9 protein-coding genes are annotated in these 17,042 nt (G+C 59.5%); 8 read left to right on the top strand and 1 reads right to left on the bottom strand.

The genetic code is table 11. The features are described 5' to 3' along the window. Positions 1–17 precede the first annotated feature (17 nt). Complete coding sequence (locus tag M5G26_RS29135; protein WP_007912705.1) at positions 18–782, top strand: ABC transporter ATP-binding protein; 765 nt, start codon at positions 18–20, stop codon at positions 780–782. 243 nt (positions 783–1,025) lie between these two features. Beyond that, positions 1,026–2,018: a transcriptional regulator ArgR gene (argR, locus tag M5G26_RS29130; protein WP_273917152.1), complete on the top strand. Its 993-nt coding sequence runs from the start codon at positions 1,026–1,028 to the stop codon at positions 2,016–2,018. 32 nt (positions 2,019–2,050) lie between these two features. Here the strand turns inward: argR and M5G26_RS29125 are convergent, their stop codons facing one another. Beyond that, complete coding sequence (locus M5G26_RS29125; protein WP_273917151.1) at positions 2,051–9,877, bottom strand: dermonecrotic toxin domain-containing protein; 7,827 nt, start codon at positions 9,875–9,877, stop codon at positions 2,051–2,053. A gap of 303 nt (positions 9,878–10,180) precedes the next feature. Here M5G26_RS29125 and M5G26_RS29120 point away from each other — a divergent pair, with 303 nt between their 5' ends. From M5G26_RS29120 to M5G26_RS29095, 6 genes are all read left to right on the top strand, one after another. Continuing rightward, a complete protein-coding gene (locus tag M5G26_RS29120; RefSeq protein ID WP_007912711.1) occupies positions 10,181–11,401 on the top strand; it encodes an aspartate aminotransferase family protein in 1,221 nt (406 codons plus the stop codon). Positions 11,402–11,615: 214 nt separating this feature from the next. Continuing rightward, a complete protein-coding gene (aruF, locus tag M5G26_RS29115) occupies positions 11,616–12,635 on the top strand; it encodes an arginine/ornithine succinyltransferase subunit alpha (protein ID WP_016983955.1) in 1,020 nt (339 codons plus the stop codon). Between the two features lie 51 nt (positions 12,636–12,686). After that, entirely contained in the window at positions 12,687–13,712 is a 1,026-nt protein-coding gene (gene astA / locus M5G26_RS29110) for an arginine N-succinyltransferase (protein WP_160041483.1), read from the top strand. After that, positions 13,709–15,178, top strand: coding sequence for a succinylglutamate-semialdehyde dehydrogenase (astD, locus tag M5G26_RS29105; protein WP_273917176.1), 1,470 nt, complete (start codon positions 13,709–13,711; stop codon positions 15,176–15,178). Before astA ends, astD begins: the two co-directional genes overlap by 4 nt. Before the next feature lie 166 nt (positions 15,179–15,344). Further along, complete coding sequence (gene astB / locus M5G26_RS29100; RefSeq protein WP_134176802.1) at positions 15,345–16,691, top strand: N-succinylarginine dihydrolase; 1,347 nt, start codon at positions 15,345–15,347, stop codon at positions 16,689–16,691. Positions 16,692–16,748: 57 nt separating this feature from the next. Then, complete coding sequence (locus M5G26_RS29095) at positions 16,749–17,039, top strand: hypothetical protein (RefSeq protein WP_016983958.1); 291 nt, start codon at positions 16,749–16,751, stop codon at positions 17,037–17,039. Positions 17,040–17,042 lie beyond the last annotated feature (3 nt).

The following is a 17,042-nucleotide window of genomic DNA, read 5'->3' as shown; positions in this document are numbered from 1 at the left end:
TTGTGAGAACCGACCGCATGTACAAACTTGAAGTCCAAGACCTGCATAAACGCTATGGCAGTCACGAAGTGCTCAAGGGCGTGTCCCTGAAAGCGGCAGCCGGCGATGTGATCAGCATCATCGGCTCCAGTGGCTCCGGCAAAAGTACTTTCCTGCGCTGCATCAACCTGCTCGAGCAGCCGCACGCGGGCAAGATTCTGCTCAACAACGAAGAGCTGAAACTGGTGGCGAACAAGGACGGCGCGCTGAAAGCCGCTGATCCGAAACAGCTGCAACGCATGCGTTCGCGCCTGTCGATGGTGTTCCAGCATTTCAACCTGTGGTCGCACATGACCGCTATTGAAAACATCATGGAAGCGCCGGTTCACGTACTGGGCGTACCCAAGTACGAAGCGCGCGAAAAAGCCGAGTACTACCTGAACAAGGTCGGTGTGGCCCATCGTAAAGACGCGTTCCCGGGGCACATGTCCGGTGGCGAGCAGCAACGTGTGGCGATTGCCCGTGCGCTGGCGATGGAACCGGAAGTGATGCTGTTCGACGAACCGACCTCGGCGCTCGACCCGGAACTGGTGGGCGACGTGCTGAAGGTGATGCAAGCGCTGGCTCAGGAGGGTCGCACCATGGTTGTGGTGACACACGAAATGGGCTTTGCCCGTGAAGTGTCGAACCAGTTGGTGTTCCTGCACAAAGGTGTGGTGGAAGAAAGCGGTAACCCGCGTGAAGTGCTGGTCAATCCGCAATCGGAACGTTTGCAGCAATTCCTCTCGGGCAGCCTCAAGTAAACATGACTGCCGATACGCACCGGAATAGTGCATGCTTCGCAACCTGAAGGCTGGCTCCGATCCCCTGTAGGAGCTGCCGAAGGCTGCGATCTTTTGATCTGTTTTGAAGATCAAAAGATCGCAGCCTCGTTTCACTCGACAGCTCCTACAGTGGGAGCTGCGCAGTTTCAAGATTTGTGTTCATTTACGGGCTAGCATTGGCCCATGCCTTCATCACCGTTCCTCGTTTCGGATTGCCCGCCCATGACTGCCCATCGAATTGGTTTCCTGATTTGGCCCAGCACTAAAGCGTTGACGCTGGCGCTGGCGGAGGAAGCCTTGCGTGTTGCTCAGCGTGTGCACCCGGAGGTGGTTTACGAGCTGTCGTTCTTGCAGGCCGAAGCCGTTACAGGAACCGGGGCCGAAGGCGCCTGGCAATTGCCCGGCGAGGCATGGACCGGCAAGCTCGAAAACTTCCAGAAACTGTTTCTCCTCGCTGACGAGCCGCCGACCACGTTGGCCCCGGCACTCAGCAGTGCACTGAAGCAATTGGTGCGTGCCGGCACGGTCATCGGCGGCCTGTCCGCTGGCGTTTATCCCTTGGCGCAACTCGGTTTGCTCGATGGTTATCGCGCCGCCGTGCACTGGCGTTGGCAGGACGATTTCGCCGAGCGTTTCCCGAAAGTCATTGCCACCAGCCACCTGTTCGACTGGGATCGCGATCGCCTGACCGCGTGCGGCGGCATGTCCGTGCTCGATCTGTTGCTGGCCGTGCTGGCCCGTGATCACGGTGCGGAACTGGCCGGCGCCGTTTCGGAAGAACTGGTGGTCGAGCGCATCCGCGAAGGTGGCGAGCGTCAGCGTATCCCGTTGCAGAACCGTCTCGGCTCCAGCCATCCGAAGCTCACCCAGGCAGTGTTGCTGATGGAAGCCAACATCGAAGAGCCGCTGACCACCGACGAAATCGCCCAGCATGTGTGCGTGTCCCGTCGTCAGCTGGAGCGGATCTTCAAGCAATACCTCAACCGTGTGCCGAGCCAGTACTACCTGGAACTGCGCCTGAACAAGGCTCGGCAGATGTTGATGCAGACCAGCAAGTCGATCATCCAGATCGGCCTGTCCTGTGGCTTCTCTTCGGGGCCGCACTTCTCCAGCGCCTATCGCAACTTCTTCGGTGCCACGCCGCGGGAAGATCGCAACCAGCGGCGCAGCAGCAGCCCGTTCGAATTGTCGTCAGTGCCACCAGAGCGCGGATAAGGACCGGGTTAGCCTGCGCTAACCCGTGATCACTACGCTTCTGGTAGTTCTTCGCCGTCGGAGAAATCCGAATCCCTGAAGTCGTCGAGCTCTTGACCAAGTCTGACCCAACGCTTCCGCTCCTCAGCCAGTCGTAATTCATTGGCTGTGTTGTAAGTGCCCAGACTCCTCTGACTCTGCGGGCTCAATGGATTGTTACTGAAGTTGTAGGTGATCGCTCTGCCGTCAGCAGCAAGAGGCAGTGGGTCGGGAAGCTCGGTAATGGCGTTGTCGGAAAGACTCGCGTCGATCAGATGCGGCAGGTCAAACAGACCAACCGGAACGTCGGTCAGTCCGGTGTTGTTTAATCGCAGCGTTTCACACGCCTTGAGGTTTCTCAGGTCGGGTGTCCGCCCCAGCAGGTTGTGACTCAAATCCAGCGTTTGCAGTTTTTCCAGGGTTGCCAGTGCATTCACGCTTTGTCCAGTCAGTTCTATGCTGCACCGAGGCAGTTGCAAGTTGGTCAGATTGCTCATGCCGAAGACCGGCTCGGGAATCGCGTTCAGTTGATAGTCGCGAATATCCAGTGTTTTCAGCTTCGGGAACAGTTCGAGCAATGGGTCAACCCGCGGGTGTACACGAGCGGTGCTCGTCAGTGTCAGTGTATTGATCTGCTCAAAGCGGCCGCTCAGTTTTGGCAGTTCGCCGGTGAAGGACAGGTCGAGCGCAAAGTCTGAACGCCCCAGAGCTGTCGGTGCCACGCGCAAGCCTTCTTCCAGAGTGTTCCTGAATTCCGTACGCCTGGCATTCTCCTGCCGTAGTTCCTCCTCCCGGAGGTTGCTCCCGGTGAGCGGGTCACGCGGCGCCTCTCTCGTCCACACATCGAGTTCGCCAAGCAGCGTGGTGAGGTCGTTCTGGCGACGCAGTAACTCGATACGTCCCTCGGCCATTGTCCCGGGCAGGCGATAGATCAGGCTATTGGCATCGGCTTCACTGAGGTCGGGGTACAGCGCTCGTGCCAAGGCGATGTCCGCCTGATCAGCGGCAACGCCCATCTTCTGGTAAGTGAACTGGTAATTGAGCTTTATCCGGTCTCTTGAGGCAGTGGACAGCGGATTGGCCCTCAGGACAACGCCATTTACGACAAGGCCATGCAGGTCTTGCGGCAACTCCACAATGGCGTTTTCGCTGAGGAGCGCTTCGCGCAGACGAGGCAGTTGTCCCACGCCGGCGGGAATCTGACGGATACCCGTGCGGGAAAGATCGAGTGTCGACAGCGCCTGCAATGAGCTGACGTCCGGCGCCATACCCAAGGGGTTGTGGTACAGATCCAGTCCTTTCAATCGGGTCATCGCGGCAAGAGTCGTCTGCCCCGTTGCGTCCATCACAACGCCACAACTGCTCAACGTCAGCGTTTCGAGCGGTGGTATCAATGCCAGGGCCTCGGGAATGCGGCCCAGGGTAAAGTTATGCATTTCCAGCTTCCTTAACCCACTGAACCGCGCCAGGAAACCGTCCGGCACGTTCAGCGCCTCGTTGCCGAAGAGGCTCAAGTTGGTAACGTGGCTGAAATCGGCAGCCAGCGACGGCAGTTCACCCACGAAGGAGACTTCGAATTTGAGCGAGTTGAGCCTTAATTCGGTCTTGTCGCGGTTCCTGCTGCGCCAGAACGTTTCCAGACGTTGCGTGAACTCTCTCCGCTGGAATCGCTCACGTACCTGTTCAGATGTGCTCAATATTTCGCCGGTCGCGGAGTTGCGTATCGGCACGTTTTCGGACCAGACGTTCAAGTCACTCATCATCTGGCTGATTTCCGCCTCCCAGCGCAGTAGTTGAGCCGTACCGGCCTGCAATGTGCCGGGCAGGTGATAGATCATGTGACTGGCATCGTCGATGTCCATCTCCGGAAACAGTCGTTGCGCGCTGGCCAGGTCGCCGACGTCGGGCATGACGTCAAAGTGGCGTCCGTGCTCGACGTAATACGTTTTGATGCGTTCGCGAGCGGGCAGGGACAGAGGGTTGCTTCCCAGGTTGACGCCGTCGGCGAGATCCAGATCAAGGCTGAAAAAAGCGTCGGGCAGATCGGTGATGCGATTGCTGCTCAGCAATGCGTTTTTCAGGTTCGGGTGGTTGGCCAGGCCATTGGGCAGGGCTGTAATGCCGGAATTGGACAACAGGAGATCACGCATGGCGGGCAGGGGCTGAAGGTCAGGTATCGCCGTCAGCGGGTTGTGACTCAGATCCAGAAGTGTGAGGTTATTGAGCGTGGCGAGAGTGTTCTGGTCGGCTGGGGTGAGCGTCACTGCACAGTCTCTCAGCGTGAGTTCCGTAAGGTTTGGCAGGCGAGTCACGGCCTGAGGTATTTCCCCCAGCGGAAACTGATGCAGGTCCAGCTCACGCACGTTGACAAATAAATCGATAAACGCGTCCGGGGCGGCAATGGCGGCATTGCCTTTGAGCCTGATACCCGACACGTGAGTGAAATCCGTTGTCAGTTGGGGCAGGTCACCATAGAACCTCAGGTCGGCCTCGAAATAATCCGCACGCATGCCTGAATGGGTGGATCTGTGGCGCCAGAATCGCTCCAGCTGTTGGCCGAATTCGGAACGGGCGGCGTATTGGTCAAACAGCTCGATGGCAGTAAGGATCTGGCCCGTAACGGGGTGCACACTTGGAACCTGCGGCGCCCAAAAGGTCAGGGCGGTAGTCAATTGATCAAGCTCCGTGCGCCACGCGTTGAGCTGAGCCCGGCCATTGGCAAGGGTTCCGGGCAAGTCGTAGAACACATCGCTGGCTTCTTGCTCGTCCAGGGACGGGAACAGTTCGCGCATAAGGTCGATGTCAGCGTTTTCGGCTCGCACGTCGAAGTCTAATCCTGTGGTCCGGTAATAGGTTTTCACCTTTTCGCGTGTGGCGGCCGACAAAGGGTTATCGGAAAAGTCGAAGCCGTCACCCTGATTGGGCGACAGCTCAAACAACGCATCGGGGATTTCGCTGATGCGGTTGCCGCTGAGAATGGCTGTGCGCAAGTTCGCATGAGTGTCCAGTCCGTCAGGCATTACGCTGAGGCCGCAATTGGACAGGTCGAGGTAAGTCAGATCAGGCAGGAAGGTCAGGTTGGGGAAAGTCCCCAGAGGATTGTTGCTCAGATCCAGCGTATGCAAGTTGTTGAGCGAAACCAGTGTTGCCTGGTTTTCAGGAGTCAGCACCACGCCGCAATCGTTGAGTTCCAATACGCTGAGGCGAGGCATCCTGATCTGTGAGAGCGTAACCGGTTCCAGATCGAAGGCGTTTAACTCCAATGTGGTCAGATTCTGAAAGCGTTGAATGAACGGCAGCGTTGCAGAGATGTTTTTATTGCCCATCAGCGTGAGCCTGGAAACATGGTCGAAATTGCTACTCAAGGCCGGCAGGTCGCCAATGAACTCCAGCGTCAATGACAGATCGCTGTCTCTGAGGGTCGCCGATCTGGAGCGCCAGAACTGTTCCAGGTTTTGTCGGAATGCGTTCCTCGCATTGCGTTCCAGTATTTGCTCCTCCAGCGTCAGAGGTCGTCCGAATACCGGATCCAGCGCAGGAATCTGGTTGACCCATTCGCCGAGTTCGGTCTTCAACGTTGTGAGCTCAGCTTCCCATTTGGCGAGCTGGGCTCGGCCCTCGGCCAATGTGCCGGGGAGCCGATACAGCATCTCACTGGCCTGCTCGGCATCCAGTTTTGGAAAAAGCGCGGTGGTGCGCAGGACATCTGCCGGCTCCGCGCGCACTCCGAATTGTTTACCGGTGTGGTTGTAGAACGTTTTCACTTTCTCTCGGCTGGCGGCCGACAGTGGGTTGTCGGCAAAACCGAAGCCGTCACTGAGGGAACTGACCAGGCTGAAAAAAGCGTCCGGTATATCCGTGATCTGATTGCCACCGAAACTGCCGGTGATCATTCGCGGGTGATCGAGCAGGTTGGCCGGCAGTGTGGAGATACCCGTGCCGGTTAGATTGATGTGACGCAACGAAGGCATCGCGCGGACATCGGGCGGCGTACCCAATGGATTACCGCGCAGATCCAGCAACGACAGTTTGGATAATGATCCAAGTACGGCTTGGTTCTCAGCCGAATGGGTGATGCCACAGTCGCGCAAGATCAGCTGGCGTAGTTCCGGCATTGACGCCAGGGACTGAGGCAGGTTTGGCAAGTTGAGGTTTTGCGCATCCAGGTACCACAGGCCCGGGAAACGTTGCATGAAAACGTCCACCGCTGCGGTTCTGGCGCTGCCATTGATGGAGAGCATGTGGACGTGGCTGAAGTCCGCTTCCAGCGCGGGCAGGTCACCCAGTATCGGATCGGTAATCTGCAACATATGTCCGGCGGACCCACGGGTCTCTCTGCGCCAGGTACGTAGAAGCGCGTCGCTGAAACGGGCGCGATTCTGCAGGGCTACCCGGCGCTCGATGTAGGTTAACGGCAGGCCACTGAGCGGGTCGTTGGCGGGGAGGTCGATTTCCCATTTGCGCAAGTCGTCACTGAGCCTGCCGTACTCGATTCGACGTTTGGTCAGTTCGGCATTGAACGCCGCCGGATCATTCTGAAAACCCGCAGCGAAATTTCGTGCTTCCTCATTGGACATGCCTCGATAGATCGCCTGCACACGCTGCTCGGAACTGGCGATTGGCTGACCTAAAGTGACCAGGTAGTCCTGATGGGCTATGCCGACGGCACCGAGTTCACCCGCTTCAAAAAAGTCGGGATGTTCAACAGGCCTTGGCAGGTTCAATTGCTCGTTCCCGAAGCCTGCCAGGCGCAGCGTATCTACGGCTGGTTGGCTGATTGGCACATCGAACAGTACGGTGCGTAGCTCTTGGCGTTCCAGTGTGCGCTCTCGAATCGCCGCTTTCAGTGCATCACTCTGGCCGATCTGCAGATTCAGATTCTGACGTTCGCCGTCCGGTAATGCGTACAACAGGCTGGAGTAGAAATCCGTGGCCGAATGCAGCTCCTGGCCGCGATCGTCGTAAGGTTGATAGCGGCCGTCCTGTTGGCGAACCAGTACTTTCCGAGCGGGCGCATCCTCGCGTCCGATGCTGTCGAGTACCGATCCCTCGTAACGTCCGTCACGGATTTCGAGGCGCACATCGCCGCTCCAGCCCGGCAACAGCTTGAGACTGTGCAGCGCAAGGGAATCGGAATCGGCATTGCTCAAGGCGTTCAGTTCCAGCCCTTCGTAAGCGCGGGTAACGCGCACTTCCTGATGGGCCAGTTGCATGAGTGCTTCTTGGCGCGGTGGCAGCTCTCCGTTGTTGATCTGTATCAACTCACTACCGCTGGCGGTGTCGAGCAGTTCACGGGTGAGGCTGGCCGGCAGTGTCGGATCGTGGTTGATGAGTGTTTGGGCCAATGGATCGTCAATGTGCTGGAGAGCCTGATAGCGCGATTCGAACAGCGAACTGCGATTGCGTCGGGCGAGATGGGCCAGTTGCTTGCGCAGAGTCTGACTGCGGACTTCCAGCGAGGGCGTCGGACCGCCGAACGGTTCTGCAAGCAAGGCTTTGATCTGCTGCTCGTCGAGGGAACCCAGCAGCGTCTTGAGCAGGTCGCCGCCGATCAGGCTGCTTTGATCCAGTTCGGTCAGTGGCAAGGTTTCATCTGCCGAGGATTGCCAGATCAGTTCGCCCTGTTGATCGACCAGGCGCAGACGCTGGCTGCTCGGCCAGCGACCGTGCTGCGTCAGCAATTGCAGTTGGGTAACGGAGTCGGCACGCAGGAACTCTTCGGCCACGTCGCTATCCAGTTGATCGATCAAGCGTTGCAGGTGCTGATCGATCTTGAAGCGCTGGATGCTGTCGGCCAGCAGTGGCGGGGGCGTTTGCTGGTCTGCGTGCATCTTGCGCACGGCATCTTCGTTGACGCCGCTGACCCGCAGAATCGTCTCGCGCTCGGTCGGCGAGAACGACTCGATTGCCGGGTTGATTCGCCTCAGCGCCGTGTCGTTGTCCCACTCCAGCGGATGCTCCAGCTCGGTGTGCCAGGCGCCGGCGCCGTTGTGCCGAACCGTCGGCTGGTAGGCGTCGGGGCGGGTCGGGTGTTCGATGCGGTACTGGCCGGGAACCGTATCTTCGGTCACGGCAAAGTGGGCGCGCTCGAGTGGGAGCAGTTGTTTGCCCTGGTGTGGGTGCAGGCCCAGTTCGTTGGGCCTGGAGTTTGCTTCGGGTACGGCGCTGTGCTGGTAGCGGGCCAGATCGGGGTCCCAGTAGCGGGTCTCGCCATTGGTCAGTTGCACCGGCTTGAAACGGTCGATGAACGCGACAATTTCCTTGGGTAAAACCTTGCGAAACTCGCCAGCGCCAATCGCGCCACCGGCGCCGAAGATGCCCAGTTGAATCAGCGACTCTACAGTGCCCATCAGGTGACCGAAGGCTTCGGTGGTGCGCCCTTGTCCCCATTCGATAATGCCTTCGAAGGCTTCGTCGAGCATTTGATAAGCCATGTACGCCATCATGGCTTCGCCAAGAACTGGCACGAACGGCGCTACAATCAGCGCCGCAGTCTGGACGATGGTCGAGAGGATGTTGCTCACCGAATCCCAGTACGCCCATCGCGCCTTTTGATCCACCACGGCAGTGGGCACGGCGATTATTTGCGCGTCATTAAAGATCTTGTTCAGTTTCGATCGATAGAGGTGTTGCCACAGATCGTCATGGAACGGCGTCAGCGTGGTTTGCAGATCGGGCCGCTCGACGGCGGTGTCGCGCCAAGTGGGCTGCGAGCTGCCGGGCTCGGGCGGGTGCCACGTGATCTGGCTCAAGCGGCTATTGAGTGTGCTGAAGAAAAAGCCTCGATGTTCGTGGTTCACGAATCGGCTGAAAAACTGCTGGTAGTCTTTCGAGCGCAATTGGCGCGTCAGCTCTGCGATCAGATCATAGGTCGAAGCGTATTCCTTGAAGGGGTGCTCGGGATCATCGGGGACATAAGCCACAATCCGTGCGGGGTCTCGTGAGGCGTACAGGTCAGGGGCAAACACGACGATCCCGGTGAGCGGCGCGCACAGCATCCCCATGTCATGGCACACCACGGGCGCCCCGCTGACGTAAAGGCCTTTCATGCCGTCGAGTACGGCGTCGATCAAGCGAAAGTAACTTTGCGACACATCGCGGTTCATCCGCGCCCATTGCAGGGCGGCTTTCATCGCGGCTTTCTGGCTGTCGTCTATTTTGTTGCGCAGTACGGCGGCAACCATCGGATCGGTATAACCGAGGTTGTCCTCGAGATTGGTTTTGTACTGCGCGCCGATGTCCAGCCGTCGACACAACCGGGTGAAAGCGGCAATGCTCAGTTTGGCCTTGATCGCTGGCAGGGTCATGAACTGGCCGGTGGCGGATGGGCGGGTGACGAAGGTCGAGTCTGCTTCGAAGGCGTCGTCATGGGTTTCCGCTTCCTTGAAGTTGTGCAGCGCGGCCTCCAGTAACGAAACGGTCCAGGCGCGTGTGCCGGTGCGCAGCGCAAACCACGGCGTGGTCGCGGGGATGTAAAGGCGCACATAGGTGTTGCGCACATCCAGATCCAGGTCGAAGTTTTTTTTCAGTTCCTCTTTGAGCAAGGGTTCGGCAAAGGCGCTGGCGTCCTGCAGGTGTTCCAGGCTTTGGTCGACCTTGCTTTGCGCGGCCCAGTGCGCGGCGTTGAGGGTCTTCATCTGTTGATGCTGTTCGGCGGGCGCCGCCTGGAGTGAAGCGGACAGACGGGGCAGGCTGTTCTGGAATGCTTGGCGGCGGGTCGATGACGCGTTGCCGAGCCAGTCGGGCACGGCATTTTTCAGTGGCAGGTAATGATCGTCGTGGTGCTGCGCGTCGCTGGCGACGGTTGAGGTCGTCGCAGGGTGTCGCTGAGTCAGGTGCATGGGCCAATCCTTGGCGTTGAAAGAACGCGCAGCAAATCAGGAATGGGCCACCCTTGTGCGGTACATATTTATATCTTTGTCGCGGGGTTGAGTTGGTATTCTTTGCCGCCTGCCGCAAATCGGCAGCGCCAGTTAAACTGCGCCTTTGCGACGCTATTTGTCGCATTGCCGTAAACCCGTGAAAATCCGGGGTTTGCGCTATAAGAAGTTGTCGCTTGGCGACAAGGCCGGGCTGAAAACTGTCCTTACAATCCTCACCAAGCTCGCCAGTTTCAGGCGAGTGTTCCTCATCAGGAGACTCCGATGTCCGTTGAGCACGCTGCGGTACAACGCGCCGATTTCGACCAGGTAATGGTTCCCAACTACGCGCCTGCCGCTTTCATTCCGGTGCGTGGCGCCGGTTCCCGTGTCTGGGATCAGGCCGGCCGCGAGCTGATCGACTTCGCCGGCGGGATTGCCGTAAACGTATTGGGCCACGCACACCCGGCGCTGGTCGGTGCACTGACCGAACAGGCGAACAAGCTGTGGCACGTTTCCAACGTGTTCACCAACGAGCCAGCGTTGCGCCTGGCGCACAAGCTGATCGACGCCACGTTCGCCGAGCGCGTGTTCTTCTGCAACTCGGGCGCTGAAGCCAACGAGGCCGCGTTCAAGCTGGCCCGTCGTGTGGCATTCGACCGCTTTGGCAGCGAGAAGTACGAAATCATCGCCGCGCTCAACAGCTTCCACGGTCGTACCCTGTTCACCGTTAACGTCGGTGGTCAGTCGAAGTACTCCGACGGTTTCGGCCCGAAAATCACCGGCATCACCCACGTGCCTTATAACGATCTGGCAGCGCTCAAAGCCGCCGTTTCCGACAAGACCTGTGCGGTCGTGCTGGAACCGATTCAAGGTGAAGGCGGCGTGCTGCCAGCCGAACTGGCTTACCTGCAAGGTGCCCGCGAACTGTGCGACGCGAACAACGCGCTGCTGGTGTTCGACGAAGTGCAAACCGGCATGGGCCGCAGCGGCAAGCTGTTCGCCTACCAGCATTACGGCGTGACCCCGGACATCCTCACCAGCGCCAAGAGCCTGGGCGGCGGTTTCCCGATCGCAGCGATGCTGACCACCGAAGCGCTGGCCAAACATCTGGTCGTCGGTACTCACGGCACCACTTACGGCGGCAACCCGTTGGCGTGCGCTGTCGCTGAAGCAGTGATCGACGTGATCAATACTCCAGAAGTGCTGAACGGCGTGAACGCCAAGCACGACAAGTTCAAGGCACGCCTTGAGCAGATCGGCGAGAAGTACGGCCTGTTCACTCAGGTGCGTGGTCTCGGTCTGCTGATCGGTTGCGTGTTGAGTGATGCCTGGAAGGGCAAAGCCAAGGACATCTTCAACGCCGCCGAAAAAGAAGGCCTGATGATTCTGCAAGCCGGCCCGGACGTGATCCGTTTCGCGCCGAGCCTGGTGGTGGAAGACGCCGATATCGATGCCGGTCTCGACCGTTTCGAACGCGCTGCTGCAGCACTGACACAAGCCTGATAGACCCTTCGGCGCCTGGAGCTTTTTCAGGCGTCGATCAAAATTTTATGCCGGACCCGATCAACTGTAGGAGTGAGCCTGCTCGCGATTGCGGTGTGTCAGTCGACTCATTGGTTTCTGACAGACCGCAATCGCGAGCAGGCTCACTCCTACATTGATCTTCATGTAGGCCCGGTTATTTCTTCTGTAAGTTCTGAGATTAAGGAGTGACACCATGCTGGTGATGCGCCCCGCGCAAATGGCTGATCTGGGCGAGGTACAGCGTCTGGCTGCGGACAGCCCGATTGGTGTCACTTCCTTGCCGGATGACGTGGAACGTCTGAGCGACAAGATCGCCGCGAGCGAAGCTTCGTTCGCCGCCGAAGTGAGCTTCAACGGTGAGGAAAGCTATTTCTTCGTCCTCGAAGATTCCGCCACCGGCAAGCTGGTCGGTTGCTCGGCCATCGTCGCCTCGGCCGGTTATTCGGAGCCGTTCTACAGCTTCCGTAACGAGACTTTCGTACACGCTTCGCGCGAGTTGAAGATCCATAACAAGATCCACGTGCTCTCGCAGTGCCACGACCTGACCGGCAATAGTTTGCTGACCAGTTTCTACGTGCAGCGCGAGCTGGTCGGTTCGCCATGGTCGGAACTCAACTCCCGCGGCCGTCTGTTGTTCGTTGCCAGCCACCCGGAGCGTTTCGCCGATTCGGTGGTGACCGAGATCGTCGGTTACAGCGACGAGAACGGCGACTCGCCATTCTGGGATGCGATCGGTCGCAACTTCTTCGACCTCAACTACGCCGAAGCCGAGCGTCTGTGCGGGCTGAAAAGCCGCACGTTCCTCGCCGAGCTGATGCCGCATTACCCGATCTACGTACCGCTGCTGCCGGACTCCGCCCAAGAGGCGATGGGCCAGGTGCACCCGCGTGCGCAGATCACCTTCGACATCCTGATGCGCGAAGGCTTCGAGACTGATCACTACATCGACATTTTCGACGGTGGCCCGACCCTGCATGCGCGTGTTTCGGGGATCCGTTCGATCGCCCAAAGCCGCGTGGTGCCGGTGAAGATCGGCGAGCCTGTCAAAGGTGCCGGGCGCCAGTATCTGGTGGCCAACGCGCAGTTGCAGGATTACCGCGCGGTGCTCTTGGAACTGGATTACGCGCCGGGCAAACCGGTGACTCTGGATCTGGAAGCAGCCGAGGCCCTCGGCGTCGGTGAAGGTGCCAGCGTGCGCCTGGTGGCGGTTTAACGCCTTAGCGAGTTTCACGGGTGGCGAAGGCGGCCCGTTTGAGGAGATAGCATGATTGTTCGTCCCGTACGCAGCAGCGATTTAGCCGCTCTGATCGACCTGGCCCGCAGCACCGGCACCGGCCTGACCACGTTGCCGGCCAACGAAGAACGTCTGGCCCATCGGGTCGGCTGGGCCGAGAAGACCTTTCGCGGTGAAGCCGGTCGTGGTGATGCGGACTACCTGTTCGTGCTCGAAGACGATGACGGCCGCGTGGTGGGGATTTCCGCCATCGCTGGCGCGGTCGGCATGCGTGAGCCGTGGTACAACTTCCGTGTCGGCCTGACGGTCAGCGCTTCGCAAGAGCTGAACATCTATCGCGAGATTCCGACGCTGTTTCTGGCCAACGACCTGACCGGCAATTCCGAGCTGTGCTCGCTGTTCCTGCACGCCGATTACCGCAGCGGTCTGAACGGTCGCATGCTGTCGAAGGCGCGGATGCTGTTCATCGCTGAGTTCCCGGAACTGTTCGGCAACAAGATCATCGCCGAAATGCGTGGTGTCTCCGATGACGCCGGTCGTTCGCCGTTCTGGGAAAGCCTCGGTCGTCACTTTTTCAAGATGGAATTCAGCCAGGCCGATTACCTCACCGGTGTCGGCAACAAGGCCTTCATCGCTGAACTGATGCCGAAATTCCCGCTGTACACCTGCTTCCTGTCCGAAGGCGCGCGCAACGTCATTGGTCAGGTACATCCGGACACCGAGCCGGCCTTGGCGATGCTCAAGGGTGAAGGTTTCAGCTATCAGGGTTACGTCGACATCTTCGACGCCGGTCCTGCCATCGAATGCGAAACCGGCAAGATCCGCGCAGTGCGTGACAGCGAAGCGCTGGTGTTGGCCGTTGGCACGCCGGGCGATGACGCCACGCCGTTCATCATCCATAACCGCAAACGTGAAGACTGCCGCATCACCGCTGCGCCGGCGCGTCTGGCTGCCGGCACCCTGGTGGTCGATCCGCAGACCGCCAAACGTCTTCAACTCAACGCTGGCGATCAAGTGCGCGCCGTGGCGTTGTCCGCTGCACGGGAGTCGAAATAATGAATTCGCTATACATCGCAGGTGAGTGGCTGGCCGGTCAGGGCGAAGCCTTTCAATCGCTGAACCCGGTGACCCAGCAAGTGCTGTGGTCGGGGGAGGGCGCAACCACCGCTCAAGTCGAGTCGGCTGTGCAAGCTGCGCGTCAGGCGTTCCCGGGCTGGGCGCGTCGTACGCTGGACGAGCGCATCACTGTGCTTGAGGCATTCGCCGCCGCGCTGAAAAACCACGCTGACGAACTGGCTCGCACCATCGGTGAAGAGACTGGCAAACCGCTGTGGGAAGCCGCGACGGAAGTGACCAGTATGGTCAACAAGATCGCGATCTCGGTGCAGAGCTACCGCGAGCGTACCGGCGAGAAGAGCGGCCCGTTGGGCGACGCCACCGCCGTACTGCGTCACAAGCCGCACGGTGTGGTGGCGGTATTCGGTCCTTACAACTTCCCCGGCCACCTGCCGAACGGCCACATCGTTCCGGCGCTGCTGGCGGGTAACAGCGTGCTGTTCAAGCCAAGCGAACTGACCCCGAAAGTCGCCGAGCTGACGGTCAAGTGCTGGATCGAAGCCGGCCTGCCGGCAGGCGTTTTGAACCTGCTGCAAGGCGCTCGCGAAACCGGTATCGCGCTGGCGGCGAACCCGGGCATCGATGGTCTGTTCTTCACCGGTTCCAGCCGCACTGGCAATCACCTGCACCAGCAATTCGCCGGTCGTCCGGACAAGATTCTTGCGCTGGAAATGGGCGGGAATAACCCGCTGGTGGTTGATCAGGTCGCCGATCTCGACGCAGCCGTTTACACGATCATTCAGTCGGCGTTCATCTCTGCCGGTCAGCGTTGCACCTGTGCACGCCGTCTGCTGGTGCCGCAAGGCGCGTGGGGCGACAGCCTGTTGCAGCGTCTGGTTGAAGTCAGCGCGACCATTGAAGTTGGTGCTTTCGATCAACAACCGGCGCCGTTCATGGGCTCGGTTATTTCCCTCGGCGCGGCGAAAGCGCTGATGGATGCTCAGGAACATCTGTTGGCTAACGGTGCTGTGTCGCTGCTGGAAATGACTCAGCCGCAGGCGCAAGCCGCGTTGTTGACTCCCGGCATTATTGATGTGACAGCGGTAGCCGAGCGTCCGGACGAAGAACTGTTCGGCCCGTTGCTGCAAGTGATTCGCTACGTCGATTTCGAAGCGGCGATCGCGGAAGCCAACGACACCACTTACGGTTTGGCCGCAGGCTTGTTGTCGGATTCCGAAGCGCGCTATCAGCAGTTCTGGCTGGAAAGCCGTGCCGGCATCGTCAACTGGAACAAACAGCTGACCGGTGCTGCGAGCAGCGCGCCGTTTGGTGGTGTTGGTGCTTCGGGTAACCATCGTGCCAGTGCCTATTACGCAGCGGATTATTGCGCGTACCCGGTGGCGTCGCTGGAAACCCCGAACCTGTCTTTGCCTGCAGCCCTTACGCCTGGCGTGAAAATGGCGTAACGCCAATCGCTGGCAAGCCAGCTCCCACAGGATCGGAGGCGTTCACACATTTTGTGTACGGCGCGGTCACTGTGGGAGCTGGCTTGCCAGCGATGGCCGCGACACGGTCGCACTGAACAGTTAGTTACTGAAGCCTATAACAACAGATTCTCGTGGAGCCTCGCTGATGAAATCCTATGAAGTCAACTTTGACGGTCTAGTGGGGCCGACCCATAACTACGGTGGTCTGTCCTACGGCAACGTTGCGTCCCAGAGCAACAGCCAGCAATCCTCGAACCCGAAGGAAGCGGCGCTGCAAGGTCTGGCGAAGATGAAAGCGCTGATGGAGATGGGCTTTCAGCAAGGCGTGCTGGCGCCACAGGAGCGTCCGGACGTGGCCGCCCTGCGCCGCCTGGGTTTCAGCGGTACTGACGCGCAAGTGATCGAGCGCGCTGCCAAAGAAGCCATGCCGCTGCTGGTCGCCAGTTGCTCCGCATCGAGCATGTGGGTGGCCAACGCCGCCACGGTCAGCCCGAGTGCCGACACCGCAGACGGCCGTGTGCATTTCACCGCCGCCAACCTCAACTGCAAATACCACCGCAGCATCGAACACCCGACCACCAGTCGCGTGCTCGGTGCGATGTTCGCCAATCAGCAACACTTCGCCCATCACGCGGCTTTGCCAGCGGTAGCGCAATTCGGCGACGAAGGCGCGGCCAACCACACGCGTTTCTGCCGTGAATACGGCGAGGCGGGCGTCGAGTTTTTCGTGTTTGGTCGCAGTGCGTTCGACAACCGTTACCCGGCGCCGCAGAAATATCCGGCACGCCAGACCCTCGAAGCCTCGCAAGCTGTTGCGCGTCTGCACGGTCTGCGTGATGAAGGTGTGGTCTACGCGCAACAAAACCCGAACGTGATTGATCAGGGCGTGTTCCACAACGACGTGATCGCTGTGGGTAATGGCGAGGTGTTGTTCTATCACGAGGACGCGTTCCTCGACACCGACTCGATGCTGGCCGAGCTGCAAAGCAAACTCGCCAAAGCCGGCGGCAACTTCCAGTCGGTGTGTGTGCCGCGTTCGGCGGTCACCGTGGATGACGCGGTGCGCTCGTACCTGTTCAACAGCCAGTTGCTGTCGCGTCCTGATGGCTCGATGTTGCTGATCGTGCCGCAAGAGTGCCAGGCCAACGAACGCGTCTGGACTTACCTGCAAGAACTGACCAGTTCCGGCGGCCTGATCCGCGAAGTGAAAGTCTTCGATCTCAAGCAAAGCATGCAGAACGGCGGTGGCCCGGCGTGCCTGCGACTGCGCGTCGCGCTTAACGAAACCGAACTGGCGGCAGTCAACCCAGGGGTTATCATGACGCCACCGTTGTACGGTTCGTTGACCGCATGGGTTGAAAAGCACTACCGCGACCGCCTGAGCGAAACCGATCTGGCGGATCCGCAATTGCTGCTTGAATGCCGGACGGCACTGGATGAACTGACGCAAATCCTTAAACTGGGCGCGGTTTATCCATTCCAGATCAATTGATGGCCGATGCGCCGCCTGAACGCGGCGCGCGGCTTGTCTCCCCAAGAGAGTAAAAACATGAGCGATTCCCTGCAGCTGATCCTTGAAGACACCGACGGCACGCAACTGCAAACCTCGTGCACCCGCGTCGCGGTCATGTGGCAAGGCAAAGAGCTGTGGATCCAGCAGGACGGCCGTGGCCAACTGCTGATCGGCGTGGACGTTGAAGAAGGTGACGCCGAGTACGCCAACCTGCTGCTGCGCCCATTGGCGACTAATCTGGTAAGTCTGCAACTGGAAATGGAACCGGCTGACGTCGGCGACGACGAAGACCACGTGCACGGCCCGGATTGCAACCACGACCACTAAGGA

The organism is Pseudomonas sp. TNT2022 ID642, assembly GCF_028656995.1.
In the GTDB taxonomy this organism is placed as follows: Bacteria; Pseudomonadota; Gammaproteobacteria; order Pseudomonadales; family Pseudomonadaceae; genus Aquipseudomonas.
Note: the sequence above shows the minus strand (reverse complement) of the source record. Positions and strands in the feature narration are given on the sequence as shown.

Bases quoted from the DNA above. Each gene is read 5' to 3' on its own strand.
- M5G26_RS29135 (WP_007912705.1), top strand. From the start codon at position 18: ATGTACAAACTTGAAGTCCAAGACCTGCATAAACGCTATGGCAGTCAC.
- argR (WP_273917152.1), top strand. From the start codon at position 1,026: ATGACTGCCCATCGAATTGGTTTCCTGATTTGGCCCAGCACTAAAGCG.
- M5G26_RS29125 (WP_273917151.1), bottom strand. From the start codon at position 9,877: ATGCACCTGACTCAGCGACACCCTGCGACGACCTCAACCGTCGCCAGC.
- M5G26_RS29120 (WP_007912711.1), top strand. From the start codon at position 10,181: ATGTCCGTTGAGCACGCTGCGGTACAACGCGCCGATTTCGACCAGGTA.
- aruF (WP_016983955.1), top strand. From the start codon at position 11,616: ATGCTGGTGATGCGCCCCGCGCAAATGGCTGATCTGGGCGAGGTACAG.
- astA (WP_160041483.1), top strand. From the start codon at position 12,687: ATGATTGTTCGTCCCGTACGCAGCAGCGATTTAGCCGCTCTGATCGAC.
- astB (WP_134176802.1), top strand. From the start codon at position 15,345: ATGAAATCCTATGAAGTCAACTTTGACGGTCTAGTGGGGCCGACCCAT.
- M5G26_RS29095 (WP_016983958.1), top strand. From the start codon at position 16,749: ATGAGCGATTCCCTGCAGCTGATCCTTGAAGACACCGACGGCACGCAA.